We start from the raw sequence: 25331 nt of genomic DNA, 5'->3' as shown, positions 1-25331 counted from the left end.
GTGACAAGTGGAGTGCCGAGCGGAAGGGCGGCGAGCCGGTGGAGGTCACCTGGTGGGGTCATGCCACCTGCACGGTCGAGGACTCGGGGGTCCGGTTCCTCACCGATCCGCTCTTCGCCCGCCGGCTGGCGCATCTGCGGCGCAGGCGCGGCGCGCTGCCGCCGCCCGAGGCCGAGCGTGCCGAGGCGGTTCTCGTCTCCCATCTGCACGCCGACCATCTGCATCTGCCCTCGCTCGCCCGCCTGACGCCCGGGACGCGGCTGATCGTGCCGCGCGGCGCGCCGGCGGCCGTTCCGGGGCTGCGCCGGCTCGACGGGCGGGGGCTGCGGCTCACCGAAGTCGGTCCGGGCGACTCGGTGACGGTGGAGGGCCTGACGGTACGGGCCGTGCCGGCTCTGCACGACGGGCGGCGCCTTCCGGTCGGGCCGCACCGCTCCCCCGCGCTCGGGTACGTCGTCGAGGGGGAGGCGCGGACGTACTTCGCCGGTGACACCGGGCTCTTCGACGGGATGGCAGAGGCGGTCGGGCCGGTGGACGTGGCACTGCTGCCGGTCGGCGGCTGGGGGCCGTATCTGGGGCACGGTCATCTGGACGCGGGGCGCGCGGCGCGGGCGCTCGCGGAGCTGTCCCCGGCCGCGGCGGTTCCGGTGCACTACGGCACGTACTGGCCGATCGGGATGGACGCGGTGCGGCCGCACGAATTCCACGCGCCGGGCGACGAGTTCGTCCGGCACGCGGCGCGGCTGGCGCCGAAGGTGGCGGTGCATCTGCTCGGGCACGGCGAGCGCGTGCGCCCCGAGGTCGCCCGGTGATCGACGCTCTGCTGCGCGCGGCGGGGGAACTGCCGCCCGAGTCGACGCAGCAGGCGGTCGGCTACCCCTCGCTCTTCCTGCTGGTGGCGCTGGGCGCGCTGGTGCCGGTGGTGCCGACCGGGGCGATCGTCAGCTCGGCGGCCGTGGTCGCCTTCCACCAGACGGCTCCGCTCGCGCTGCTCTTCGTCTTTCTGGTGTCGGCCTCCGCGGCGCTCCTGGGGGATGTGGCGCTGTACTGGCTGGGGCAGCGCGGGGTCCGCTCCAGGAACGGCTCGCGGTGGCTCGCGGTGCTGCGGGGGCGGGCGGCCCCCGACCGGCTCGCGCAGGCGCAGGAGAAGCTCGCCACGCATCAGGTGTCGGTGCTCGTGCTGTCGCGTCTGATTCCGGCGGGGCGGATCCCGGTCATGCTGGCGTGTCTCCTCGCGGAGATGCCGCTCCGCAGGTTCGTGCGCGGGGACGTGCCGGCCTGTCTGGCCTGGGCGGCGACGTACGGGCTGATCGGGATCCTCGGCGGCTCGCTGTTCCCGGAGCCGTGGCAGGGCGTGCTGGCGGCGGTGGCGCTGACCGTGCTGATCAGCCTGGTTCCGGCGCTGTGGCGCCGGGTACGGGGAGCGGGGCGGCGCGGCGACAGGTCAGGGAGCAAGCACGCGTGAGGCGCCGACCGGGAGGTCCCAGAGGTCCTCGCGGGGCAGCCCGGCCCGCTCCCAGGCGGCCCTGACGCGGGTGAGCGGTTCGAGGACGGGCTCGGAGGAGAGCACGAACGTCGCCCAGTGCATGGGGGCCATCCGGCGGGCTCCGAGGTCCTGGAAGGCGCGGACCGCCTCCTCGGGGTCGGTGTGGACGTCGCTGAGCCACCAGCGCGGGTCGTAGGCGCCGATCGGGAGCAGGGCCAGGTCGATCCCCGGGTGACGTGCGCCGATCTCGCCGAACCAGTGGCCGTAGCCGGTGTCGCCGGCGAAGTACACCGTGCGGCCGGAGCGGTCGGTGAGCACCCAGCCGCCCCAGAGCGAGCGACAGGTGTCGAGGAGGGTCCGCTTGGACCAGTGGTGGGCGGGGACGAACTCGAAGCGTACGCCGCCGAGTTCCGCCGCCTCCCACCAGTCGAGCTCGGTGACGCGGCTGAACCGGCGGCGCAGGAACCAGCGGCCGAGACCGGCGGGGACGAAGACCGGGGTGTCTCTGGGGAGCCGCTGGAGGGTGGGGGCGTCGAGGTGGTCGAAGTGGTTGTGGCTGATGACGACGGCGTCCACGGGCGGCAGGTCCTCCCAGCGGACCCCGACGGGGGTGATCCGGGCGGGGGTGCCGAGGATGCGGCGGGACCAGACGGGGTCGGTGAGGACGGTGAGGCCGCCGGCGCGCAGGATCCAGCTGGCGTGGCCTGCCCAGGTGACGGCGAGGGTGTCGGGTCCGGCGTCGGGGAGCGGGCCGGGGGCGAAGGGCAGCAGCGGGATGTCGCGGAGCCCTTCGGCGTCGGGGCGCACGGCGCCCTCGCGGGCGAGGCGGGCCATGGCGCGGACGCCGGGGAGCGGGGCGGTGAGGCGCTCCACGAAGGAGCGGGGCCAGTCGGTCCGGATCCGGCCGAGGGGCTGGAGGACCGGGGAGGGGACGGGCGAGGGGGCCGGCGCGGAGGTGGGGGCGGGTGCCGAGGTGGGGGCGGGAGCGAGGGTCGGGGCGGGCGCCGAGGTGGCGGCGGGAGTGGGATCGGGTGCGAGCCCGGAGCCGGGGGTGGGAGCGGGGGTGGTCCGGCCGTCGCGTACGGAATGCGGAGCCTGCGTCGGCCGTGCCGTCTGTTCCGTCATCTGCGGGCTCCGTTCTACGCGGTTCGTCGGGACGGTCGAGTCACCGGAGTTCCTCCAGGGCGGCTCCGAAGGAGCTCAACGCGCGGGCCACGTGCGGCAATTCCACCGGGTCCGCGGAGCCGAGGGACTCCATCAGCTCCTCTTCCGTCGACCCCAGGAAGGCGCCGGTGTCGAAACGCACCCGTAGGGCGCCGAGTTCGTCGCCGAAGCGGTGGCCGCCGGGGACGGGCGTGCCCAGCCGTCGGCCGAGGTGGTTCTCCAGCTCCATGGAGTCGGTGACGCCCCGGGCGGCGAGTCCGGCCCGCAGCGGTCCGAGGTCGGCGTAGAGGTGGCGTCCGGCCTGGGGCGGCCTGGCGAGGGCGCCGGCGGTGAGGACGGCGCGGTGGGCGGCGGCGGCCACGCGCGCGTGGAGGGCCGAGGCGAGGGCGACCCGTGCGGTGACCTCCTCCGGCTCGTCGAGGGCGTGCGCGGCGGCGGGGGCGACCGGACCGTCGACGAAGGCGCCGAGCGCGGTGAGGATGTCGAGGGTGCGGGCGCGCGGGTCGGTGTAGCGGTCGGCCCGGCCGGGGCCGGTGGGCGGGAAGCGGGCCACGGCGCAGGGCCAGGCGGCCGGGGCGAGGGCACCGGACAGGTCGTACAGGACGGTCACGTCGTCGGGGCACATCTCGGCGGGGCTGAGGAGCACGGTGTCGTGGCGCCGGTGCAGGGTGTCGCGCCAGGTCTCGTCGCTGATGATGTGCAGCCCCTCGGCGACGGCGGCCTCGCACGCCTCGCGGACCAGCTCGGGCGGGGCGACGGTGGCGGTGGGGTCGTCGGCGACGGAGAGCAGCAGCAGCCGGGGCCGGCCGCCCTCGGCGCGGACCCGCCGGACGGTTTCGAGCAGGGCGTACGGGTCGGGGACGCCGCCGCACTCGGCGGGGGTGGGCACGTGGTAGGCGGGGCGGCCGAGGAGCCGGGCCTGCGGGGTCCACCAGGCGGGGCAGGGCCGGGGCATCAGGATGTCGCCGCCGTGGGCGGCGATCAGGGCGAGCATCAGGGGCTGGGCGCCGGGCGCCGCTACGACGTCCTCGGCGTGCGTCCGCAGGCCCCGCCGCCACCAGTAGCCGCTCGCGGCCTCGCGGAGCACGGGCCCACCGCCGGGGGGTTCGACGGCGGTGCGCCCCGCGGCGGCGGCCAGGATCGCGGCGAGCCCGGGCAGCACGGGCAGACCGGGCTCCGGGGCGGGTGGTCCGTAGCGCACCGGGCCGCGCCCTTCCGGGGCCGTCTGCCGCATCTCCCGCACCTCCCGAACACCGGCCGCCGCCCCGTACGGCGCCTCGTGCCCTTTATACGAATGTTGAGGACGGTTCGCCGCTTCAGCGGGCGTGAACCGCGCCGCGTGTGCGGGGGTACGCACCGGCGGCCGCGGCCCACCACTCGACCGGGACGCGTAGGGCTGTACGGGTGAGTCGCCGGGGCGGGTCCGCCCGTGGCCGGCACCCGCTCCCGGCGGATCGCGCGCCCGCTCAGCGGACCAGGACGCGTTCCAGCATCAGCTCGATCGCCGAGACGATGGCGTCCGCGTCGATGCCCGCGTCGTGGAGCTGCTCCTCCGGGGTCGCCGAGGTGGGCATGGAGCGGACGGCGAGCCGGGCCAGGCGCGGCACCCCGCCGTGGCCGTTGGCGTACGCCTCCGCGACCGCGTCGCCGATGCCGCCCTCGGGCCGGTGGTCCTCCACGGTCAGGACACAGCCGGTCGTCCCGGCCGCCTCGTCGAGGGTCGCGGTGTCGACCGGCTTGACCGAGTAGAGGTCGATCACGCGGACCGGCAGCCCCTCGCTCTCCAGCCGGTCGGCCGCCTTCAGGGCCTCCGGCACGGTCACCCCGGCCGCGACGACGGTCGCCCGGTCGTCCTCCCCGTGGCTGCGGAGCACCTTGCTCCCGCCGACCGGGAACTCCTCGTCCGGCCCGTAGACGACGGGCGTGGCGCCGCGCGTGGTGCGCAGATAGCGGACGCCCTCCAGGTCGGCCATGGTCGCGACGAGCCGCGCCGTCTGGTGGGCGTCGCACGGGTAGAGGACGGTGCTGCCGTGGACCGAGCGCATCATCGCCAGGTCCTCCAGGCCCATCTGGCTCGGCCCGTCCTGGCCGATCGAGACGCCGGCGTGCGAGCCGACCAGATTGATCCCGGCCCGGCTCACGGCCGCCATGCGGATGAAGTCGTGGGCGCGGGTGAGGAAGGCGGCGAAGGTCGAGGCGTACGGGACGTAGCCGCGCGCCTGGAGGCCGACGGCGGCCCCGACGAGCTGCTGCTCGGCGATCCAGCACTCGAAGTAGCGCTCGGGGTGCGCCTTCGCGAACTTCTCGGTGCGGGTCGAGTCACCGACCTCGCCGTCGAGCGCGACGATGTCGCCGCGCGTCTGCCCGAGGGCGGCGAGAGCCTGTCCGTAGGCGTCCCGGGTGGCGAACTTCTCGCCCCGCTCGTACGTGGGGAGGGACGGCGTGCCGTGTCCGTCCGACCGCGGCACCAGGGCGGCGGGCGGGTCGGTGACCTGCACGCTCAGGTCGCTGTGGCCGCCGAGTTCGGCGATGGCGGCCTCGGCGTCCGGGAGGGGTTTGCCGTGCTTGCCCTCGCGGTTCTCGACGGCGGCCACGCCCCGGCCCTTGCGGGTGGCGGCGAGGACGGCCGTGGGCCGGCCGACGGTCGCACGGGCCTCGCGCAGGGCCGCGTCCACGGCCTCCACGTCATGCCCGTCGATCCGTACGGTGTGCCAGCCGAAGGCCTCCAGGCGGCCGGCGTAGGCGCCGAGGTCGTGCTGATGGCGGGTGGGGCCGCGCTGTCCGAGCCGGTTGACGTCGACGATCAGGGTGAGGTTGTCGAGACCGCAGTACGCGGCGTGCTCGACGGCCTCCCAGACGGAGCCCTCGGCCATCTCGCTGTCCCCGCTGACCACCCACACCTGGTACGGGACGCGGTCGAGGAACTTCCCCGCGAGCGCCATGCCCACCCCGATGGGCAGACCCTGGCCGAGCGAACCGGTGGCGACGTCGACCCAGGGCAGCCGGGGTGTGGGATGGCCTTCGAGGAGGCTGCCCGCACGCCGGAAGGTCAGCAGCTCCTGTACGCCGACGACGCCGGCGGCCCGGTACATGGCGTAGAGCAGGGGTGAGGCGTGCCCCTTGGAGAGGACGAGCCGGTCGTTGCCCGGGTGGTCGGGGCGGTCGAAGTCGTAGCGCAGGTGTCTGGTGAGCAGGACCGCGCCGATCTCGGCGGCCGACATGGCGGACGTCGGGTGGCCGGAGCCGGCCGCGTCGGTGGCGCGCACGGCGTCGACCCGGAGCTGTCGGGCGAGCGAGGACATCGTTTCGTACCGCATCGAAAGCCTTCCTCCACGTGTCCGCGGCGGCGTCCTGTCGCTGGCGGGTTCTACACCGCCCGGGTACCCAGGCCTCCGCGCCGTATGCCCGCCGATGCCGCTCACGGACCGGACTGCTCCGGGCACCCGGACGAATGCCCGCTCGCCCGATATCCACTCGCCGAGGGCGGCGGCGGGCGCCGAGAATGCGGTGCATGTCGATCCGAGCAGCACTCCCCGCGGACGCGGCGGCGATCGCCACCGTCCATGTCCGGTCCTGGCAGGCGGCCTATCGAGACCTGCTTCCCCACCCGTATCTGGAAGGTCTGGACGTCGAGGAGCGCACCGCCGTCTGGTCGGCCCGGCTGGAGGCGCCGGAGGCCGCCTCGGTACTGGTGGCGACCGAGGGCGGTGGGCGGGTGGTCGGGTTCTGCTCCTTCCGCGCGTGGCCGGACGACGATCTCGACGCCGCCACCACCGGGGAGATCGCCGCGCTCTACGCGGCCCCGGAGGTGTGGGGCTCGGGGGTGGGCCGGGGTCTCCTCGCCGCGTCCGAGGAGGCGCTGGCGGCGGACGGGTTCCGCGAGGCGGCGCTGTGGGTCCTCGCGGACAACGCCCGGGGGCGGCGCTTCTACGAGGCGGCGGGCTGGCGGCCGGACGGCACCGTCGTCCAGGACACCACGGCGGGCCGGACGCTGGACGAACTGCGTTACCGGCGGCCCCTGTTCGCCTGACCGGATCCCACCCGAACGACGATGTCCGCATGGCGAGATCCGCATCTCACCATGCGACTGATGGGCGTACCGTTGCCGTACCCACTCACACGAGGGAGTCCGGTCATGACGCATGCCGCCGAAGAGTCCAGGCCTCACGAGACCGCCGTCTACACCCATGGGCACCACGAGTCGGTGCTGCGCTCACACAGTTGGCGCACCGCCGCGAACTCCGCGGCGTATCTGCTGCCCGAACTGCGGCCCGGCCTGGACATCCTGGACGTGGGCTGCGGCCCCGGTACGATCACCGCCGATCTGGCGGCGCTGGTCGCGCCGGGACGGGTGACCGCGGTCGACGCCGCGGAGGACGTCTTGGACAGGGCGCGGGCCGTGGCAGCCGAACGGGGCGCCGTGAACGTGGAGTTCGCGGTCGCCGACGTCCACGCCCTGGACTTCCCGGACGACTCCTTCGACGTCGTCCACGCCCACCAGGTGCTGCAGCACGTCGGCGACCCGGTGCGGGCGCTGCGCGAGATGCGGCGGGTGTGCCGTCCGGGCGGCGTGGTCGCCGCCCGGGACAGCGACTACGGCTCCTTCGCCTGGTACCCGGAGCCGCCCGCCCTGGAGGTGTGGCAGGAGCTGTACCACCGGGTCGCGCGGGCCAACGGCGGCGAACCGGACGCCGGGCGGCGGCTGTTCTCCTGGGCGCGGCGGGCGGGGTTCACGGACGTCACGACGACGGCCGGGACCTGGTGCTACGCGACCCCGGAGGAGCGGGCGTGGTGGAGCGGGCTGTGGGCGGACCGGACGACGGAGTCCGTCTACGCGAAGCTGGTGGTGGAGGGCGGCCACGCGACACCGGACACGCTGCACGCGATCTCCGAGGCGTGGCGGGAGTGGGGCCGGCAGGAGGACGCCTGGTTCATGGTCCCGCACGGCGAGGTCCTCTGCCGGGTCCCGTGATCCTCAACTAGGCTCGTCCACATGGAGATTCTGGGGACCACCATTCGTATCTGCGTCGACGAGCTCGAACCCGCCGTGGACTTCTACGAACGGCTCACCGGTTCCCCCGCCCTGCGCTTCGAGCGGGGCGGGGTCTCGGTGGCGGCCGTCGGCTGCTTCCTCCTGATGAGCGGGCCGGAGGCGGAGCTGGAGGTCCTGCGCAAGGTCGGCGCGACCATCTCCGTCCAGGACGTGGACGCAGCGTTCACCGCACTGGCGGAGGCGGGCGCCAAGATCCTGGCCGGCCCGGTCCCGACCCCGGTGGGCCGCAATCTGATCGCGGTCCACCCGGACGGTTCGGTCTTCGAGTACGTCGACCGCCGGTCCTGAGCCCCGCCCTGCGGGAAGGCCGCCGGATCAGGCGGCGGACGCGCCCTGTCCGAGGGCGCGTTCCACCGACTCGTAGGTGACACCATGGTCCGCGAGGGCCTCGGCCACGACGCCCGGGCGGGCGGTCAGGGCGAGCAGCAGATGCTCGTCGCCGATCGCCTTCTCGCGCCGGCCGAGGCAGATCCGCAGCGACCGCTCCAGGACGCTCGCGGCCTCGCGGCTGAACGTGGGCCTCCCGAAACGCCGGGAACCCCCGTCGCGGTCGTCGGCGAGGGCGCCGGGCCCGTGGGCCTCCTCGACGCGGGCGACGATCTCCGGCACATCGATGCCGAGACCCGCGAGCGCCTCCATGTCGGCCTTCGACAGGCCGCCCCTCCGATGGGCGTCGGAGAGCTCCGCCTCCAGCGAGGCCCGCCGGTCGTTCGCACCGAGGGCCCGCAGCACGAAGGACGCCTTGGTCCCCTCCGCGTCGAGCAGCGCGAGCAGCAGGTGCTCTTCGGTGACCACGGCGGCGCGGTCGCGCCGGGCCCGCTCCACGGCCTCGATCACCGCGGCCCGCGCCCCTGCCGAGAATCGCTCGAACATCAATGCCTCCCGTACTTCTTGTGCACGGCCTGACGGCTCACGCCCAGCTCTGCCGCGATCTCCTGCCACGACCAGCCCTGGGCACGGGCGCTGCGCACCTGGACGGCTTCCAGCTGTTCGAGGAGCCGCCTCAGGGCGGATACGGCACGCAGGCCGACCCGGGGGTCCCGGTCCCCTGCCCGCGCTGCGAGATCGGTTGCATCGGTCATGACGTCAACCTACGTTGACACACCCCTCGCGTCAACCGTGGTTGACACGAGGGCGGCGCGCCATGATCACGATCAGCCGGATCGAGATATTGCCGAACACTTCGGTCGGAAAATGATCACAATGTGCGAGAACTGTGCACGCGTGCGGAGTTCCTTTCACCACGTCGATCTGGAGTCACCATGACGCCTCCTCACCTCCCTGTGTCACACCCCCGCCCTGCCGCCTTCGACGCGGTTCCCGCGCTGGACGGCGAGCTGCGCTTCGATTCCGCCGCACTCGACGCGGCGTCCACCGACTTCGGCCGCCTGGTCCACCAGCCGCCCGCCGCGGTCCTCAGGGCCGGCTCGGCGCAGGACGTCGCCACGATGGTGCGCCACTGCCGGGAGCGCGGGCTCAAGGTCGCCCCCCGCGGCCAGGGGCACTCGACCAACGGTCAGGCGCAGGTGCCCTCCGGGCTGGTCATCGACCTCGGCTCGCTGGATTCCATCGAGTTTCGCGACGACACCGCCATAGTCCAGGCCGGGGCACTCTGGAGCTCCGTGGTCCGGGCCTCCCTGCCCCGTGGCCTCACCCCGCCGGCCTTCACCGACTACCTGGAGCTGTCCGTCGGCGGCACCCTGTCGGCCGGGGGCCTGGGCGGGCAGATCGGCCACCACGGCACGCAGGCCGACAACGTGCTCGAACTCCAGGTCGTGACCGGGGAAGGCGAGATCGCGACCTGCTCGCCCACCGTGCGCCCCGACCTGTTCCGCGCCGCCCTCGGCGGCCTCGGGCAGTGCGCGATCATCACCCGTGCCACGCTCTCCCTGATCCCCGCGCCCCGCTCGGTCCGGTTCTACACCCTGACGTTCCGGAGCGTCGCCGAGCTCACGGCCCGGCAGGCCGAACTGATCGGCGAAGGACGGTTCGACTACCTCATCGGTCAGGCCCGGCCCACCCCGGACGGCTGGACGTACGGGGTGGAGGCCGCCTCCTACGACGGATCCGCCGACGACGACGCCCGGCTCACGGACGACCTGGGGGCCGCCTCCGTCGAGGCCCATGACGTCCCGTACTTCGACTTCGTCAACCGGCTCTCCGCGATGGTGGACGCCTTCACGGCCATGGGCGAGTGGAAGCTCCCCCACCCCTGGTACGACGGTCTGCTCCCCGCCTCCACGGTGAACACCGTCGTCACCGACACACTCGCCGGCCTCAAGCCGGAGGCCATTGGAGCGAGCGCGGTCATCCTGCTGTACCCCGTGCTCACCACCAAGTGCCGCACCCCGCTCCCGGTCATGCCGGACGAGGAGATCGCCTACCTCTTCTCGCTCCTCAAGACCGCTTCCCCGGGCGCGGATTCCGCAGACGAGATGGTCGCCGCGAACCGCCGCCAGTACGACACCACGGTCGAGGCGGGCGGCTGCTGGTACCCCATCGGGTCGGTACCACTCGCCAAGGACGACTGGGTGCGCCACTTCGGCCGCTTCTGGGACGAGTTCGAGGCTGCGCGGCACCGCTACGACCCCGACGGTGTCCTCACCCCCGGCCAGCGCATCTTCTGACCGGGGGCCGTCGGCGGAGTCCTCAGGGACTCATACGGAACTCGTAGAAGTCCGGCAGCGGATCGTCCGTCAGGGCCGACCACACCTCGCCCAGGATCTCGGCGCCCTCCCGCAGGTCCGCCACCTCGAAGCCCTGGTCGAAGACGGCTCGCGCCTCGGCGCTCCGGCCCTCGGCGAGGAGGAGGCGGGCCTCCAGGAGGCGGAACGCGCCCCGGGCGCGCACCGCTTCCGGCAGGCCGTCATGGAGCGCGCGGGCCCGGGGCGCGTTCCCGGCCTCCAGGAGCGCGGTGAGGGCTTCACTGCCCAGGGCCGCGGTCACCACCTCGTCGGCGTCGGCGGGCAGCGCCTCGAAGGCCTCGGCGTACCGCTCGGCGGCGCGCACCGGGTGCCCGCCGTCCCGGTCGGCGACGGCCAGGCAGTACAGCAACGGCCAGCGCATGCCGTCCTGTCGGAGCCCGCGCTCCCAGCTCCGTACGGCCTGGGCGAGGTCGCCGGCGTGCCACTGCGCGAGCCCGAGGTGGTACTCGGTGAGGGGCTCGGCCGGTGCGGTCTCCAGCATGTCCCTCCAGTGGCCCGCGACCAGGGAGGGGCCGGGCGCGGCACCGTCGGCCAAGGGCGGCAGGACGCCTGTGCGCAGCAGCTCCAGCCAGGGCTTCTGCTCCTCCCCCAGGGTCGACACGGGGAACGGCGTACCGGGCAACTCATGGCCCGAGCAGAGGACTTCGAGAGCGCCCCAGCCCGATCCGGCGGCGAGGACCGTGACCGGATCGGCGTCCGCCGAGCCCTCGCGCCATGCCTCGTACGCGGCCTCGACCGCGGCGCGCGGCAGCGCCGCCTCCAGGGACCGCTCCACCTCGGCGCGGGCCGCCGACCAGTCCTCGCCGTGCACGGCCCCGGGCGCGGCGTCCAGCGGTCCGTACGCTTCCAGCCAGCTGAACTCCGCGCCGGCCTCCAGCTTCAGATGCTCCAGCTGGGTTCGGGCGAGACCCGCCTGTATCTCGGCGTAGCCGGGTGCGCCGGGCTCCGTGAGCCATTCCTGCCAGCGTCGTCCGCCCCGGGAGGAACCCCAGAGGAACAGCTTGCGCCCGCGCAGCACGTCCGTCGACGTCTGGACGAGCCCCGCGCCGGTCTTGTCGACGGCGGCGATCCAGCGCCGCTGCGGGTCGGCGAGGTCGTAGAAGTAGTCGGCGGGCAGGGTGCCGCGGTTCGGATACGTGTGGTCCGCGCCGTCCTCACCGACCGGGACGGCGACGCGGCGCAGGCCCCGCTCGTATCCGTGGAACCAGGCCTCGTCGGCGGGGGCGAGGATCCGGCGGTCCTCCGCAACGGCGGTGTTGGACCACCAGTAGACCGGGGCGGACCGCTCGTGCGGGTTACGGATCCGCACGCCCACGTGGAGGAAGTCCGAGCCCTCGGGCAGCCACAGGTCGATCTGGAAGGGCAGGTCGCGCAGCCGCTCCCACTCCCACAGGCGGAGCATCTCGCCGCCGTCCGGGGACGGGACGATCGCGGCGTGAAGGGGCGCGCAGGAGAGGGTGGTGTGGCCGGTGGCACCGATGTTCCACTCGATGCCACCGGCGAACCAGGCGCCGTTGAGGGCGAAGGCGGCCGGCTGGAACACCGGGTTGCGGTGGACGAGTTCACGGCCGCTCGGCTTGTGGTGCAGGGAGTGGACGCGGCCCCCGAGTCCCGGCAGCACGGTCACCCGCAGCCGTTCGTTCTCGATGACGATCGCGTCGAGTTCGGTGGGCACGCGCTCACGCCCGTAGCCGTCGCGGACCGGGACGGGCAGCAGGGTGCGCAGTGGTGCGTACCCGAGCTGCCGGGCCATGTCGCGCGGCAGCCCTTCCGTGGCACGGGCGTCGACCGTCGGGGTCCCGTCGAGGGTCCGCAGGGCGGGCAGCGGGTTGTCCGGCCCCAACGGGGCGGCGGGCAGGGTCAGTACGGCACGTCGTACGGTCGTCATGTCGGCCATGGAACACGGCGGACGGGCGGCTGACCAGGGGGTCCCGCTGCTCAGTCTTCGGTCAGGGCGGCGACCACGACGTCCGTGAGCAGCGCTCCGGCCGTGCCGTGGGGGTCGAGATCGGGGTCGTAGATCGTGATGTTGAGCCCGACGCAGCGCTCGGACCTGACCAAGGTCCGCAGCAGGGGCGTGAGTTCGTCCGGGAAGAGGCCGTCGGGGTCGGGGCTGTCCACGGCCGGCATCACGGCGGGGTCCAGGACGTCGGCGTCCAGGTGCACCCAGAAGCCGTCGAGCACGGGGGCCTCGAACGCCGTGACCGTGGCGGCGGCGAGGTCGGCGGGGCCCCAGGCGCGCAGGTCGGCGACGGTGACGACGGGGACCTTCAGGGCGCGCAGTTCGACGAGTTCGGGATCGTCCTGGTAGGCGTCACGGATGCCGAAGAGCCGGACGTCCTCCTCACGGAGGTAGGGCCCGAGGCCCTCCAGGTCCGTGAGGTCCCCCTGGCCCCGGCCGGTCGCGAGGGCAAGCTCCTCGCCTCCCGCGGCGCCGACCCCGTCGGAGTTGCCGGGGTGACGGAAGTCCGGGGAGGCGTCGATCGCGGCGAGCCCGTAGCGGCCGATGCGGCGCAGGGCGAGCGAGGCACCGAGCTGGATCGAGCAGTCGCCGCCGAGGACGAGCGAGAAGTCCCCGGCCCGGACGTGGTGCTCGATCCGGTCCGCGAGGGTGCGGGTGTACGTGGCGAGCGCGGCCGCGTTGAAGACGCCGTCGCCCTCCTGCCAGTCGCCGCGGTCGTAGCGCGGCGGGACGACGACTCCGCCCTCCAGCGCGCCGGTCCGCTGGACGATCCGGTTCTCCCGCAGAGCTCCGGCGAGCTTGTGGCAGCCCGGGACGGTGCCGGGGAGCGGCGGGCGAAGACCGAGGTTGGACGGGGCGTCGATGGCCACGATATTCCGCATGCGCCTCATCCTCGCCGCCGTACTCTGGATCTTCAACGCCTTTGCCGAACGATGTGAGGACCAGGGGAATGAGCACCCAGCACACCTACCGGGTGATCGTGCGCGGCACGTTCGAGGGGCTCTCGGAGGAGAGCCGGGCCCGGTTGCTCGCCGAGGTCGACGCGCACGGGATGGCGGCGATGCGGTTCACCCCGGAGGGCTCGCTCGCCTACGACAGGACGCTGAAGCACTTCTCGTACCGCCTGGTCGTCGTCTCGGACGCGGCGGACGGCGAGGAGATGGCCGGAGCGATCGCCGAGGACCGGGCGGAGACGGCGCTGAAGGAGCTCGGACACGGCTACGGCGAGCTCAGGTCCTCCGTCACGGACATGGACACCATGAAGATCAACTACAAGCGGTGATCGCCCACCGCTCGTGGTCCCGCCAGGCGCCGTCGATGTGGAGCATGGCGGGCGAGAACCCCTCGAGCCGGAACCCGGCCCGGAGCACGAGCGCGCGGGAGGCCGCGTTGCCGGGCTGGATGTTGGCTTCGAGCCGGTGCAGCCCCAGGGGGCCGAAGGCGTACGGGAGGAGCAGGCCGAGCCCTTCGCCCATGAGGCCCCGCCCGGCCGCGTGCGCGAAGGCCCCGTAGCCGAGGGCGCCGCTGAGGAACGCGCCGCGGACGATGTTGTTGATGTTGAGGAACCCGGCGATCCGGCCTCGCGCCTCGCGGTCGCACACGAGGAATCCGGCTCTGGCGGGGTCGTCGGTCATCGCCCGCGCGTAGGCGGCGAAGGTCTCGGGACGGTCGGGCGGGAAGAGCCAGGGATGGTGCAGCTCCCGGCTCTCGCGCACCCGTGCCGTGAACTCCTCGGCGTCGTCGAGCGAGTAGGGCCGCAGGCCCACCCAGGAACCGGCGGTGACGTACTGACCAAGATCGTCGGACATGCCCTCAGGCTACGGGGGACGGATCGGCGGCGGTGCCCGGGATCAGCGGCGGGCCGAGGTGACCCGGGGCGGGCAGCTCTCACCCTTCTTCACCACGCCGATCACGACCGTCGTCCGGCCGTCGAGCGCCGCGCCCTCGGTGGGGTACTGCGTGCACACCGTCCAGTTCGGCGGCCAGAGCACCCGGCGGTCGCGACCGCCGACGTCATGGACGTCGAGGCGGGTGCGCGGGGCGAGTGCCGTGAAGACCCACCAGAGGCCTTTGCCGAGGAGGTCGGGCATCGGCCGGGCGTCCGCCTCCGGCGTCTTCTCCCCCGGCACCGCCTCCGCCGACGCGACCGCCACGGCCGCGAGCGCGACGACGGCACCCGCGCCCAGGAGCGCCGCCCGCCTCATGAACACCGCCCGGTCGCCGCGTGCCGGCGGGGCGTGAGGGGTCCGGAGCGCCGGGGGCGATCGGCGCTCGTCGTCTCCGTGGGACTCATGCCCGGACCTCTTCTCCGTCGTACGCGGCCGCCCCCGTGGGACCAGGATGGAGGGATCCGGTCCGCACAGGGGCGGTGGAAGGGGCCGTACGGGTGAGGGTGCGGCCTCTCCCGCCGTGCCCGGTCAGTGGTGGGCGAGGACCAGCTGCGGCTCGTCGGCGTCCGCGTCCGCCGTGTCGGCCGGGTCGGGGCGCTGGATGAGCAGGGCCGTCACGACGCCGATGCCGAGCAGGGCGAGAGCCGTGTACATCGCGTGCTGGTAGCCCGCCTCGGTCGGACCGCCCGCGTCGCTGCCCGCCGTGATCATCGCGGAGGCCAGGGCGATGCCGAGGGAGGCCCCGATGCCGAAGCAGGCGCCGTTGAGTCCGGAGAGCGAGCCGGGCTTGTCCTTGGGGGCCGTGGTGACGGCGAGGCCGTTGAGTCCGGTCAGCATGAAGCCGCCGTAGGTGACACCGAGGGCCGCGAGCGAGGCGACGAGGATCCACTCGCTGTGCAGGAAGAAGGTGGCGACGAGGAAGATCGCGAAGTTGGCGATCGCACCGGTGACGACGATCTTGCGCCAGCCGATCTTCGGGCCGAGACGGCCGGTCAGCGGGGCGGAGACCACGCCGATGAGCTGGATCGGGGTGAGGAAGAGGACGGCGGCGGTCACGGCGGAGAGACCGAGGCCGACCCGGCCGTCCTGCGAGAAGAGCGGGATCGTCAGCGCGATGGCGCCGAAGGCGCCGCCCAGGGTGCAGACGGTGGTGAGCAGCAGCGGCCAGGCGCGGCGCGAGGCCAGGACCTCGATGTCGATGACCGGGTTGGCGGCGCTCTTCTGCGAGACGACGAAGAAGACGAGCGAGGCGAGGCCGCCGAGCAGGAAGCCGAGGGTGAGGACGGAGGTCCAGCCCCAGGCGGCGCCCTGGGCGAGGCCGACGAGGACGCCGGTGAGGCCGAGCGCGAGGGCGACGATGCCACGGGAGTCGAAGCGGCCGTCGGCCGCCGTGGGCGGGACGTCGGGGACGTACTTCCGGACGCCGATCAGGCCCGCGACGGCGATCAGGGTGGAGCAGACGAAGATGCCGCGGAAGCCGATGGTGTCGGCGATCTGGCCGCCGGCGATGGCGTCGACCCCGGCGAGGCCGCCGTTGACGGCGGTGACGATGCCCGCGGCCTTGCCGAAGCCGGCCGGGGTGAGCAGCTGGTTCAGGGTGAGGAAGGCGAGGGTGAACATCGCGGCCGAGATGCCCTGGAGGATGCGGCCGGCGATGAAGATCTCGATGTTCGGCGCGAAGACGCAGAGCAGGTTGCCGGCGATCAGGACGAAGGCGCAGACGATCATCATCGGCTTGCGGCCGCGCTGGTCGCTGAGACGGGCGAGGGTGACCTGGCCGATGGCCGCCATCAGGAAGAAGAGGGTCTGGGAGAGACCGGCGGCGGCCGTGGTCGTGCCCAGGCGCTCGATGACATCCGGCAGGGCGGGGCTGAGCATCGTGGCGTTGATCTGGTAGCCGAGGACGGCGAGCACCATCGCCAGGAGCATGGGACCTCGGCCCTTGAGGTCGGATGTGGCTGACATTGGGGCCCCTTTGCCGTGGATGTCATATCGATGAACCGAGCTTGTCAGACAAGCAACGCCCAGACAGAGTGAGTTCTACGCGCGTCACACGTCAAGTCCCTTTGACCTGTGATTCCGAATACCGTTCACTTGCCGACAACCGGGCGGAGGAGGGGCAGTGGCAGTCGGCGGACAGCAGCGGCGACCGGTCGTGGTGCTCTACGAGCGGATCGCGGACGCCATCCACGACGGCACCTACCCCCCGGGCTCGACTCTCCCCTCAGAGCCGAAGCTCGCCGGCGAGCTCGGCGTCAGCCGGCCCGCCCTGCGGGAGGCCCTGCTGCTGCTCCAGGAGGACGGCCTGCTCTCCGTCCGGCGCGGGGTCGGCCGGACGGTCAACGACCACCCGCCGCGCCGCGGCTTCGAGCACATCCAGCCCCTGGAGGAGCTGATCGGCGCGGGCACCCCGCTGCGCGTCCGGGCCCTGCTCCGGGCCGTGGAGGAGCCCACCGACTTCACCACCCAGCACCTCCTCGCCCCCGCCAGGGCCGAGCTGCGGTTCTGGGAGTCGCTGCTGGCCGGGGAGGGTGCGGCGGCCGCGCTCAGCCAGGAGTGGGCGGCGGCCGACGACGTCCTGGAGGCGACGCACCGGGACTTCGCCGAGGCGCTGCGCACCGAGCCGGCACGCGAGCGGACGTCGATGCTGGCGGTGCTCGCGGGAGCCTCGCGCGGGGTGCCGCTCGCGGCGCACAGCAGCGTGACCGCGACCCTGCTCGGACAGCGCCGCGGCGAGCAGCTCGGCCGGCCCGCCGACACCCCGGCGGTGCTCGTCACCCAGGTGGTGCGGGTCGGGGACACCCCGATCCTGGCGGCCAAGCACATGCTCCCCACGGGCGCCCCCGCACTGCCGGTCCTCCAGTCGAACTGACGGCCCGACCTCGGGGCGACCGCGGTCACAGCGGCCCACCCCCGGCGTGGCGTACACTTCCGCGCCATGCACTTGTCTGACAACCCTGCCGCCCCGCTCAGCAGCCCGGTCTCCATACCCGTCGCCGAGTGGATCCGCCGCGCGCCGAAGGCCGTCCTCCACGACCACCTGGACGGCGGCCTGCGCCCGGCCACCATCGTCGAACTGGCCCGGGAGTGCGGCTACACCGCGCTGCCGACCGAGGACCCCGCCGCGCTCGCGGTCTGGTTCCGGGACGCCGCCGACTCCGGCTCGCTGGAGCGGTATCTGGAGACCTTCGCCCACACCTGCGCGGTGATGCAGACCCGCGAGGCGCTGCACCGGATCGCGGCCGAGTGCGCCGAGGACCTGGCGGCGGACGGGGTCGTCTACGCCGAGATCCGCTACGCCCCCGAGCAGCACCTGGCGGCCGGGCTGACCCTCGACGAGGTCGTCGAGGCCGTGAACGACGGCTTCCGTGAGGGCGAGCGCCGCTCCGGCGGCCGGATCACCGTCCGTACGCTCCTCACCGGCATGCGCCACACCGACCGGTCGCTCGAGATCGCGGAGCTCACGGTCGCCCACCGCGAGAACGGCGTGGCCGGCTTCGACATCGCCGGCGGCGAGATCGGCAACCCGCCGGCCCGCCACCTTCCGGCCTTCCAGCACCTGAAGCGGCACAACTGCCACTTCACGATCCACGCCGGCGAGGCCGTGGGCGCGGAGTCGATCCACGAGGCCGTCCAGGTCTGCGGCACCGAGCGGATCGGGCACGGCGTGCGGATCACGGACGACATCGCCGAGGACGGCACGCTCGGCCACCTCGCCGCGTACGTCCGCGACAACCGGATCGCCCTGGAGGTCTGCCCGACCTCCAACCTCCAGACGGGTGCGGCCAAGGACTACGCCTCGCACCCGATCGACGAGCTGCGCCGCCTCGGCTTCCGGATCACGCTCAACACGGACAACCGGCTCGTCTCCGGCACCACCATGAGCGAGGAGTTCCAGCACATGGCCGACGCCTTCGGCTACGGCCCGGAGGTCTTCGAGGAGTTCACGGTCGCGGCGCTCGACGCGGCCTTCCTGCCGCTGCCGGAGCGGCGACGTCTGATCGACGAGGTCGTCCGCCCGGGTTACGCGGCGCTCGCGGCGCGCTAGCCCCCCGGTGACCGTGCGAAGAGCCCCCGCCCCGGTGGACGGGGGCTCTTCGCACGGTCGCGGCTAGGCCGGGACCAGGGGCCCTCGGGGCGCCGCGTCGAGGCCCGGCATCGGGTCGAAGCGGGCGGGGTGGTCGAGCCGGGACGCCCGGTCGAGCCGCGCCTCGATGTGGGCCCGTACCGCCGGCCACTCCTCGTCCAGGACCGAGTAGAAGGCGGTGCTCCGCACGGCCCCGTCGAGGCCGCGCGAATGCGCCCGGCGCACGCCCTCACAGGTGGCGCCGAGCCGCTCGATGGCGGCCCGGGAGCGCAGGTTCCTGGCGTCCGCGCGCATCGAGATCCGCCGCACCCCCCACGCCTCGAAGGCGTGCCGGAGCATCAGCAGCTTGGCCTCGGTGTTGACGCCGGTGCCCTGGGCCCGGGGCGAGAGCCAGGTGTTGCCGATCTCGGCAGCGTCGGGCACCGAGGTGAGCGGATCACCGTGCGGAACGCCGGGCACCGAGGGCCAGACCAGGGGTCCCTGCCAGTAGTCCAGCTCCAGGAACCGTGTCGAGCCCACGATCCGCCCGTCGGCGGTACTGACGACGGCGAAGGGCAGCGCCCGGCCCATGGCCTGTTCGGCCAGGGCACGTTCGATATAGATCTGCGCCGCGTCCAGACTGTGGGGGACGGGCGTGAACGCGTACGTCGTACGGTCCTCGGTGCCGGCCGCGGCGATCGCGGCGGCGTGCTGTGGTGCGAGGGGTTCCAGCCGTACGGTGCGGCCGGACAGCACAACGGGAAGTGGCACGGGGCCTTCGGTCCTTCTGCGAGGAGGGAGCTGCGCCCCGCACCGACGTCACGGCACGAAGGCGGAGGCACAGTCTCCGTCCCACTGCCCACGGAGTGGGAAAAGAACAGGTAAAGAACGCCCGAAGGTCGCGTGAATCCACCCTTCTGGCTGCTACCCCACCTGGCCCTTGACAACGGGCAGCTCCAGGACGCCGGTGTCGTCGGGTGCGGCGGTGACGGTCACGGGCTTGACGCCCCGGTTCCCGGAGTACGCGTCGTCACTGGCCGCGATCACGAACTCCAGCCGGTGACCGGCCTCGGCGGGGAGGATCAGCTCAGCGCCGGTACGTCCAGCGTGAGCGTCGCCGTCTCCGCGTCCAGCACCCCCGGCACACCCAGCGGGAAGGTGAGCGCCGTCTCGCTGTGGCCGAAGCCCAGCTCCTCCACCACCGGCACGCCGAGACCGCCGAGCCGGTCGGCGAGGACCGCGCGGACGTCGTCGTAGGGACCGCACTCCTCCCACGAGCCGAGACCGATGCCGGCGACCCCGTCCAGCCAACCGGAGCGCAGCAGTTGGGTGAGAATCCGGTCCAGTCGGTACGGCTCCTCCCCCACGTCCTCCAGGAGCAGCAGGCCGCCGCGGGCGGAGGGCCGGGCGTGCGGCGTGCCGAGCTCGGAGGCGAGGAGGCTCACGCAGCCGCCGAGGGAGACGCCGTGGGCCCGGCCGCGGGCCAGCGGGCGTGCGGTGTCGAGGCCCAGGGTCCGCACGGACTCGGGCTCGAAGAGGGTGGCCCGCAGGGACTCCTGAGTGCGCGGATCCTTGAGGAAGGTGGCCGCGGCGACCATCGGCCCGTGCAGGGTGGCGAGTCCGGTGCGGACGGCGAACGCCTCGTGCAGGGCGGTGACGTCGCTGTAGCCGACGAAGACCTTGGGGCCCGCGGCCCGTATCGCCGCCCAGTCGATCAGGTCCACCATCCGCTGGACGCCGTAGCCGCCCCGGGCGCAGATCACCGCCGCGACCGCGGGATCGCACCAGGCCTCCTGGAGGTCACGGGCGCGGCTCTCGTCCGCACCGGCGAGGTAGCCCAACCCCGGGTGGACGTCCAGGACATGGGGTGCGACGACCGGTTCGAGGTCCCAGCCGCGCAGGATCTCGAGGCCCGCCGCGAGCCGCTCCTGCGGGATCGGCCCGCTCGGCGCGACGACGGCGACGCGGGCGCCGGGGCGAAGTCGCGGGGGACGGTTCAGCGGAGTCACGGTCACTTCTTCAGCTCCAGGAGCGGGACATCGGGCCGGGCGATGCCGAAGGTCTGTGCGTACAGGGAGAGTTCGGCCTCCAGGGCCCGGATCATCGTCTCGGCCCTCCGGAAGCCGTGGCCCTCGCCCTCGAAGGTGATGCCGGCGTGCGGGATCCCCCGCCCGGCCATGCGCGCGAGGAACCGCTCGGCCTGCGCCGGCGGGCAGATCACGTCGTCCAGACCCTGGAGCAGCAGGAACGGGGCGGAGATCCGCTCGACGTGATCGAGCGGCGAGCGCTCCTGGTAGCGGGCCGGCACCTCGATGAGCGGGCCGACGAGCGACTCCAGGTACTGGGATTCGAAGTCGTGGGTCTCGTCGGTGGCCCAGCCCAGGAGGTCGAGGATGGGGTAGATGATCGTGCCGCAGGCGTAGACGTCGGAGGCGACGAGGGAGGCGGCGGTGGTCCAGCCGCCCGCGCTGCCGCCGCGGACGGCGAGCCGGGCGGGGTCGGCGGTGCCCTCGGCGGCGAGCGCCTCGGCGACGGCGGCGCAGTCCTCCACGTCGACGACGCCCCACTGCTCGCGGAGCCGGTCGCGGTACTCCCGTCCGTAGCCCGTGGAGCCGCCGTAGTTGACCTCGGCGACGCCGATGCCGCGCGAGGTGAAGTAGGCGATCTCCAGGTCCAGGACGAGCGGCGCGTGGCCGGTCGGTCCGCCGTGGGCCCACACCACGTACGGCGGCAGTTCCTGGCCGGGCGGGGTGCGGTCGGGGCTGTGCGGCGGGTAGATGTGGGCGTGGATCTCGCGGTTGTCGGGCCCGGTGAAGGTACGGATCTGGGGCTCGGGGTAGTACGACGGGTCGACGGGGTCGTCGTGGGCCGAGCCGACGACCCGGGTCCGGCCAGTACAGGTGTCGAGTTCCACGACCTCGTAGGCGCTGCGCGGGCTGGCGGCGACGCCGACGACCCGGCTGCCGTGCACGGCCAGGGTGGCGGCCCACTCGGTCCAGGGGCCCGCGGCGTCGACGAGTTCGCCGCTCTCGGGGTCGAGTATGCCGAGCGCGGTGGCGCCCTTGCCGTGGATGACGGCGACGAGGCCGTTCTCCAGGGGCTGGAACCAGCTGAGCCCGATCTTCCACAGGGGCCCGCCGAACTCCTCCGCGCGGGGGCACAGCGCGACCGGCTCGCCGCCGGAGTCCGCGCGGTAGAGGTTCCACCAGCCGCTGCGGTCGCTCACGTACAGCAGCTGTCCGCCGGAGGTCCAGCCGACCTGGGGCACGGACTCCTCCGGGCCGCCGGCGACGGTGCGGGCGCCCAGCAGGGTGCCGTCGTCGGTGACGTCGGCGAGGATCACCTCCGTGCCGTCCCACGGCATGCGGGGATGGTCCCAGCCGAGCCAGGCCGCCTGCCGTCCGTCCGGCGAGAGACGGGGTCCGGTGACGAACCGGTGCCGTCCGTCGGAGATTTCCCGCACGGCGGTCCGGTCCTCCGCGGCCGATCCGTCGAGGGGTACGGCGGCGAGGACGCGGCGCACATCCGTGGGTCCGGGGCCGGTGAACTCCTCCAGGACGCACCAGACTTCGCCGCGTTCGGGACGGATCACGGGGTCGACCCAGCGCAGTCCGCCGCCCACCGCGGAGACGGGCGTGAGCGGTCGGGGGCCCGTGCCGGTGTTCGTGCCGGCGTCGGGTTCGTACGCGTAGAGCCGCTGGTCGGCGAAGTGGCTGAAGACGACGAGCGGGCCGTTGTCCTCGCGCGCCAGGCCCGCCCAGGGCTGTCCGCCGTACTCGATCACCCGGCTCCGGACGTTCCAGGGGGCGGGGAGCACCGACTCCTCGGTGCCGTCGGCCCGTCGGCGGACGAGCGCGCGCCGGCCGCCCTCGGTGGGGCGGGGCGCGGTCCACCACACCTCGTCGCCGACGACGCCGACGTACTCGGGCCGCCCGTCGTGGCGGGCGGCCAGCGCGGCGTCGATCGGGGAGGGCCAGGTGCCGTAGGCGCCCGTGGGGACCATCGCGACTTCCTTTACGCGGACTTGACGGGACTCACTCGAACCCGACTGAAACTACGCGGACCTCAGATAGCGGTCGAGGACCCGGACGCCGAAGTGCAGGGCGTCGACCGGAACCCGCTCGTCGACGCCGTGGAACAGCGCGCCGTAGTCGAGCTCCGGGGGCAGCTTCAGCGGGGAGAAGCCGTAGCCGGTGATGCCGAGCCGGGAGAACTGCTTGGCGTCCGTGCCCCCGGACATGGAGAACGGGACGACGTGTCCCGTCGGGTCGAAGTGCTCGACGGCGGCCCGCAGTCGAGCGAAGGTGGGCGAGTCGACCGGGGCCTCCAGGGGGACCTCCCGGTGGTGGAACTCCCACTCCACGTCCGGACCGGTGAGCCGGTCCATCGCCTCGGCGAACTCCTCCTCGCCGCCCAGCAGCATCCGGCCGTCGACGTAGGCCACGGCGCGCCCGGGAATGACGTTGACCTTGTAACCGGCCTCCAGCATCGTCGGGTTGGCGCTGTTGCGCACGGTCGGTTCGACGAGGGCGGCGGCCGGTCCGAGCTTCTCCAGGAGCTGGTCGACGTCGAATCCGTCCGCGCTCACGTCGGTCTCGATGCCGTAGAGGGCGGCGAGTTCGGTGAGCGCGGCCCGTACCGTCGGGGTGAGGCGTACCGGCCAGGTGTGGGCGCCGATGCGGGCGACTGCCTCGGCGAGACGGGTGACCGCGTTGGCGGTGTTGACCTTGGAGCCGTGGCCCGCGCGGCCGTGTGCGGTGAGCTTGACCCACGCGGTGCCGCGCTCGCCGGCGGCGATCGGGTAGAGCGTCATGCCGGGGGTCGGGTGGAAGCTGAACGCCCCGGATTCACTGATGCCTTCGGTGCAGCCCTCGAAGAGCCCGGGGTGCTCGTCGGCGAGGAAGCCCGAGCCGTCCTCGGCGCTCGCCTCCTCGTCGGCGGTGTAGGCGAGGACGATGTCCCGGCGCGGCCGGACGCCCTGGCGTGCCCAGGAGCGGACGACGGCGAGGACCATCGCGTCCATGTTCTTCATGTCGACGGCTCCGCGTCCCCAGACCACGCCGTCGCGGACCTCCCCGGAGAAGGGGTGGACGGCCCAGTCGGCGGGCTCGGCAGGGACGACGTCCAGATGGCCGTGGACGAGCAGGGCGTCGGCGGACGGGTCGGTGCCCTCGACGCGGGCCACCACGTTGGTGCGGCCCGTGGTCCGCTCCAGGAGGGTGGGTTCCAGGCCGGTGGCGGCGAGGCGCTCGGCGACGTACTCGGCGGCGGGCCGCTCGCGGCAGTCGCCGCCGCCCCGGTTGGTGGTGTCGATCCGGATCAGCTCGGAGGTGAAGGTCACCACCTCGTCGAGCGCCGTGGTGTCCGGACCGCCGTGGGCAGGCTCAGCCATACTGCTCCTCCACCGCTGCGGAGACGATCGTGGTGACCGCCTTGAACGTGCGAATGCCCTCGTACATCGTCTCGCTGGTGTAGGCGACCCTGCGCTCGCCGCTCCTGGCCACACCCGGGACGACGGTGGCGGCGGCCGCCAGATGATCGGCGTCGAACTCCAGCTCGACCGTGTACGGCCCACCGGGCACCGGCTCGTACCGTACGGCGAGGGCGGCGGCGGCCTTCGCGGCGGCCCGGATGTCGCTCGCCGTGCGCTGCGGGGTCCGGCACACCGCCGCGTACCGCGAGACATGGTCCTTGACGGCGACCTTGTGCGCCTCGGGCGCGTATCCGAGGGCGTCCTCGCAGGTCAGGTCGTCGCCGGTGACCAGGACGACGGGCACGCCGTACTCGGCCACCACATGGGCGTTGAGCAGTCCCTCGCTCGCCCGCTCGCCGTTCAGCCAGACGCCCGTGATGGAGTTGGCGAGGTAGGTGTGGGCGAGGACGCCTTCGGTGCCGGCGCCGGTGTGGTAGCCGACGAAGGCGATCCCGTCGACGTCGCCGTGCTGCACCCCCTCCACCATGGAGAGGGACTTGTGCCGCCCGGTGAGCATCTCGGCCCGCTCGTCGAGCTGTTCGAGCAGCAGGTTCCGCATGCTCCAGTGGGCCTCGTTGATGAGCACCTCGTCGGCACCCCCGTCGAGGAAGCCCAGCACCGCGGCGTTCACATCGGAGGTGAACATGGTCCGGCACCGCTCCCACTGGGGCGTCCCCGGCAGTACGTCCGCCGGCCAGGTGACACCCGTGGCGCCTTCCATGTCGGCGCTGATCAGGATCTTCATCGTGCTCCCGGTCTCCTCGACGCAACCCCACCTTAGGTGCGAAAACCTTCGGTGCGAAGGAGGACCGGGCAAAGAGCGGCAGGGTGCTCAGCTGGTGCTGTGTGCCGCCCGGTCGCTCGTGGCCCAGAGGGAGCGGACGTGGCCCAGGTGCCGCTTCATGCACCGCTCCGCCCCCTTGGCGTCACCCGCGAGCATCAGGTCGAGGAGCTCCAGGTGCTCCTCGGCCGACGGGATCAGCTCACCGCGCTCGTCCAGCGCGGTGAGCCCGTACAGCCGGGACCGCTTGCGCAGGTCGCCGACGGTCTCGACGAGGCGTTCGTTGCCCGCGAGCCCGAGGAGGGTGAGGTGGAACCGCCGGTCGGCCTCCAGATACCCGATGAGATCGTGCTCCCTGGCGGCGCGCACGATCTCCTCGGCGACCGGCCGCAGCGCCTCCAGGTCCTCCCGGGCCGCGGTGCGGGTGACCCGGCCGACGACGGGGATCTCGATGAGCGCGCGGATCTCGGTGTACTGGTCGAGGTCGCGCTCGTCGACCTCGGTGACCCGGAACCCCTTGTTGCGGACCGGCTCGACCAGACCTTCGCGCGCCAGGTCGAGCATCGCCTCGCGGACGGGGGTGGCGGAGATCCCGAAGTCCTCCGCCAGGGTCGGCGCCGAGTAGACGACACCGGGCCGCAGTTCGCCCGAGATGAGGGCCGCGCGCAGGGCATGCGCGACCTGGTCGCGCAGCCGCTCCACGGAGGCGTTCAGGTCACGGTGGGTCAGGTGCCCCATGGTGGCGGTGGTC

26 protein-coding genes are annotated in these 25331 nt (G+C 73.3%); 9 read left to right on the top strand and 17 right to left on the bottom strand.

All coding sequences use genetic code 11. From position 1 onward, the window contains the following. Window positions 1-38 precede the first annotated feature (38 nt). Window positions 39-812 carry an MBL fold metallo-hydrolase gene (locus ACZ3OF_RS01220; RefSeq protein ID WP_361667335.1) on the top strand — a complete coding sequence of 258 codons (774 nt, stop codon included), beginning with the start codon at window positions 39-41 and terminating at the stop codon, window positions 810-812. Then, window positions 809-1465 (top strand): DedA family protein, encoded by a 657-nt coding sequence (locus tag ACZ3OF_RS01215; RefSeq protein ID WP_361666975.1) that lies wholly within the window; start codon window positions 809-811, stop codon window positions 1463-1465. The genes ACZ3OF_RS01220 and ACZ3OF_RS01215 overlap by 4 nt, the downstream gene beginning before the upstream one ends. Here ACZ3OF_RS01215 and ACZ3OF_RS01210 read toward each other — a convergent pair. From ACZ3OF_RS01210 to ACZ3OF_RS01200, 3 genes are all read right to left on the bottom strand, one after another. Then, window positions 1445-2611 (bottom strand): MBL fold metallo-hydrolase, encoded by a 1167-nt coding sequence (locus tag ACZ3OF_RS01210; protein WP_467301974.1) that lies wholly within the window; start codon window positions 2609-2611, stop codon window positions 1445-1447. The genes ACZ3OF_RS01215 and ACZ3OF_RS01210 overlap by 21 nt on opposite strands. 40 nt (window positions 2612-2651) lie before the next feature. After that, a complete protein-coding gene (locus ACZ3OF_RS01205) occupies window positions 2652-3884 on the bottom strand; it encodes an aminotransferase class I/II-fold pyridoxal phosphate-dependent enzyme (RefSeq protein ID WP_361666979.1) in 1233 nt (410 codons plus the stop codon). 232 nt (window positions 3885-4116) lie between these two features. Continuing rightward, the gene (locus tag ACZ3OF_RS01200) at window positions 4117-5967 is read right to left on the bottom strand and encodes a transketolase (protein WP_467301971.1); all 1851 of its coding nucleotides are present in this window, start codon (window positions 5965-5967) and stop codon (window positions 4117-4119) included. A 194-nt stretch (window positions 5968-6161) separates the two neighbouring features. On the opposite strand from ACZ3OF_RS01200, the gene ACZ3OF_RS01195 reads away from it, so the two are divergent. From ACZ3OF_RS01195 to ACZ3OF_RS01185, 3 genes are all read left to right on the top strand, one after another. After that, window positions 6162-6680, top strand: a complete 519-nt coding sequence (locus tag ACZ3OF_RS01195; protein ID WP_467301969.1) for a GNAT family N-acetyltransferase — start codon at window positions 6162-6164, stop codon at window positions 6678-6680. Window positions 6681-6785: 105 nt separating this feature from the next. Continuing rightward, window positions 6786-7622, top strand: coding sequence for a methyltransferase domain-containing protein (locus ACZ3OF_RS01190; RefSeq protein WP_361666983.1), 837 nt, complete (start codon window positions 6786-6788; stop codon window positions 7620-7622). A gap of 21 nt (window positions 7623-7643) precedes the next feature. Further along, complete coding sequence (locus ACZ3OF_RS01185) at window positions 7644-7991, top strand: VOC family protein (RefSeq protein ID WP_361666984.1); 348 nt, start codon at window positions 7644-7646, stop codon at window positions 7989-7991. A 27-nt stretch (window positions 7992-8018) separates the two neighbouring features. Here ACZ3OF_RS01185 and ACZ3OF_RS01180 read toward each other — a convergent pair whose 3' ends face one another. Both ACZ3OF_RS01180 and ACZ3OF_RS01175 read right to left on the bottom strand, forming a co-directional pair. Then, complete coding sequence (locus ACZ3OF_RS01180; RefSeq protein WP_361666986.1) at window positions 8019-8576, bottom strand: Clp protease N-terminal domain-containing protein; 558 nt, start codon at window positions 8574-8576, stop codon at window positions 8019-8021. Next, the gene (locus ACZ3OF_RS01175; protein ID WP_315894318.1) at window positions 8576-8785 is read right to left on the bottom strand and encodes a helix-turn-helix domain-containing protein; all 210 of its coding nucleotides are present in this window, start codon (window positions 8783-8785) and stop codon (window positions 8576-8578) included. Before ACZ3OF_RS01175 ends, ACZ3OF_RS01180 begins: the two co-directional genes overlap by 1 nt. Window positions 8786-8965: 180 nt before the next feature. On the opposite strand from ACZ3OF_RS01175, the gene ACZ3OF_RS01170 reads away from it, so the two are divergent. Beyond that, the gene (locus ACZ3OF_RS01170; RefSeq protein ID WP_361666988.1) at window positions 8966-10330 is read left to right on the top strand and encodes an FAD-binding protein; all 1365 of its coding nucleotides are present in this window, start codon (window positions 8966-8968) and stop codon (window positions 10328-10330) included. A 22-nt stretch (window positions 10331-10352) separates the two neighbouring features. Here the strand turns inward: ACZ3OF_RS01170 and ACZ3OF_RS01165 are convergent, their stop codons facing one another. Continuing rightward, entirely contained in the window at window positions 10353-12305 is a 1953-nt protein-coding gene (locus ACZ3OF_RS01165; RefSeq protein ID WP_467301963.1) for a DUF5107 domain-containing protein, read from the bottom strand. A gap of 41 nt (window positions 12306-12346) precedes the next feature. Then, window positions 12347-13252: an arginase family protein gene (locus ACZ3OF_RS01160; RefSeq protein ID WP_467301961.1), complete on the bottom strand. Its 906-nt coding sequence runs from the start codon at window positions 13250-13252 to the stop codon at window positions 12347-12349. A gap of 68 nt (window positions 13253-13320) precedes the next feature. On the opposite strand from ACZ3OF_RS01160, the gene ACZ3OF_RS01155 reads away from it, so the two are divergent. Then, entirely contained in the window at window positions 13321-13653 is a 333-nt protein-coding gene (locus tag ACZ3OF_RS01155) for a DUF6204 family protein (protein WP_361666993.1), read from the top strand. On the opposite strand, the gene ACZ3OF_RS01150 is transcribed toward ACZ3OF_RS01155, so the two are convergent. The 3 genes from ACZ3OF_RS01150 to ACZ3OF_RS01140 form a co-directional block, all read right to left on the bottom strand. Next, window positions 13637-14179, bottom strand: a complete 543-nt coding sequence (locus tag ACZ3OF_RS01150; protein WP_467301958.1) for a GNAT family N-acetyltransferase — start codon at window positions 14177-14179, stop codon at window positions 13637-13639. The genes ACZ3OF_RS01155 and ACZ3OF_RS01150 overlap by 17 nt on opposite strands. 42 nt (window positions 14180-14221) lie before the next feature. After that, window positions 14222-14575, bottom strand: a complete 354-nt coding sequence (locus ACZ3OF_RS01145) for a hypothetical protein (RefSeq protein WP_361666997.1) — start codon at window positions 14573-14575, stop codon at window positions 14222-14224. Window positions 14576-14788: 213 nt separating this feature from the next. Then, window positions 14789-16225 (bottom strand): MFS transporter, encoded by a 1437-nt coding sequence (locus tag ACZ3OF_RS01140; RefSeq protein WP_361666998.1) that lies wholly within the window; start codon window positions 16223-16225, stop codon window positions 14789-14791. Between the two features lie 157 nt (window positions 16226-16382). Here ACZ3OF_RS01140 and ACZ3OF_RS01135 point away from each other — a divergent pair, with 157 nt between their 5' ends. Next, window positions 16383-17132, top strand: a complete 750-nt coding sequence (locus ACZ3OF_RS01135) for a GntR family transcriptional regulator (protein WP_361667000.1) — start codon at window positions 16383-16385, stop codon at window positions 17130-17132. Window positions 17133-17198: 66 nt separating this feature from the next. Beyond that, window positions 17199-18308 carry an adenosine deaminase gene (locus ACZ3OF_RS01130; protein ID WP_361667002.1) on the top strand — a complete coding sequence of 370 codons (1110 nt, stop codon included), beginning with the start codon at window positions 17199-17201 and terminating at the stop codon, window positions 18306-18308. Window positions 18309-18371: 63 nt separating this feature from the next. On the opposite strand, the gene ACZ3OF_RS01125 is transcribed toward ACZ3OF_RS01130, so the two are convergent. The 7 genes from ACZ3OF_RS01125 to ACZ3OF_RS01095 form a co-directional block, all read right to left on the bottom strand. After that, window positions 18372-19097 carry a GNAT family N-acetyltransferase gene (locus ACZ3OF_RS01125; RefSeq protein WP_361667003.1) on the bottom strand — a complete coding sequence of 242 codons (726 nt, stop codon included), beginning with the start codon at window positions 19095-19097 and terminating at the stop codon, window positions 18372-18374. Window positions 19098-19250: 153 nt separating this feature from the next. Continuing rightward, the gene (locus ACZ3OF_RS01120) at window positions 19251-19373 is read right to left on the bottom strand and encodes a hypothetical protein (protein WP_467302861.1); all 123 of its coding nucleotides are present in this window, start codon (window positions 19371-19373) and stop codon (window positions 19251-19253) included. Between the two features lie 35 nt (window positions 19374-19408). Continuing rightward, window positions 19409-20341, bottom strand: a complete 933-nt coding sequence (locus tag ACZ3OF_RS01115; RefSeq protein WP_467301953.1) for a S66 peptidase family protein — start codon at window positions 20339-20341, stop codon at window positions 19409-19411. Continuing rightward, window positions 20338-22329, bottom strand: a complete 1992-nt coding sequence (locus ACZ3OF_RS01110; RefSeq protein WP_467301950.1) for a S9 family peptidase — start codon at window positions 22327-22329, stop codon at window positions 20338-20340. The genes ACZ3OF_RS01115 and ACZ3OF_RS01110 overlap by 4 nt, the downstream gene beginning before the upstream one ends. A 51-nt stretch (window positions 22330-22380) precedes the next feature. Then, on the bottom strand, window positions 22381-23718 hold the full coding sequence (locus tag ACZ3OF_RS01105) for a M20/M25/M40 family metallo-hydrolase (RefSeq protein ID WP_361667007.1): 1338 nt from the start codon (window positions 23716-23718) through the stop codon (window positions 22381-22383). After that, window positions 23711-24544 (bottom strand): M55 family metallopeptidase, encoded by an 834-nt coding sequence (locus ACZ3OF_RS01100; RefSeq protein ID WP_467301948.1) that lies wholly within the window; start codon window positions 24542-24544, stop codon window positions 23711-23713. The genes ACZ3OF_RS01105 and ACZ3OF_RS01100 overlap by 8 nt, the downstream gene beginning before the upstream one ends. Window positions 24545-24631: 87 nt before the next feature. Further along, complete coding sequence (locus tag ACZ3OF_RS01095) at window positions 24632-25318, bottom strand: GntR family transcriptional regulator (protein ID WP_361667011.1); 687 nt, start codon at window positions 25316-25318, stop codon at window positions 24632-24634. Window positions 25319-25331: the final 13 nt, after the last annotated feature.

The sequence above is a fragment of the Streptomyces sp. NPDC022552 genome, assembly GCF_055561875.1.
Note: the sequence above shows the minus strand (reverse complement) of the source record. Positions and strands in the feature narration are given on the sequence as shown.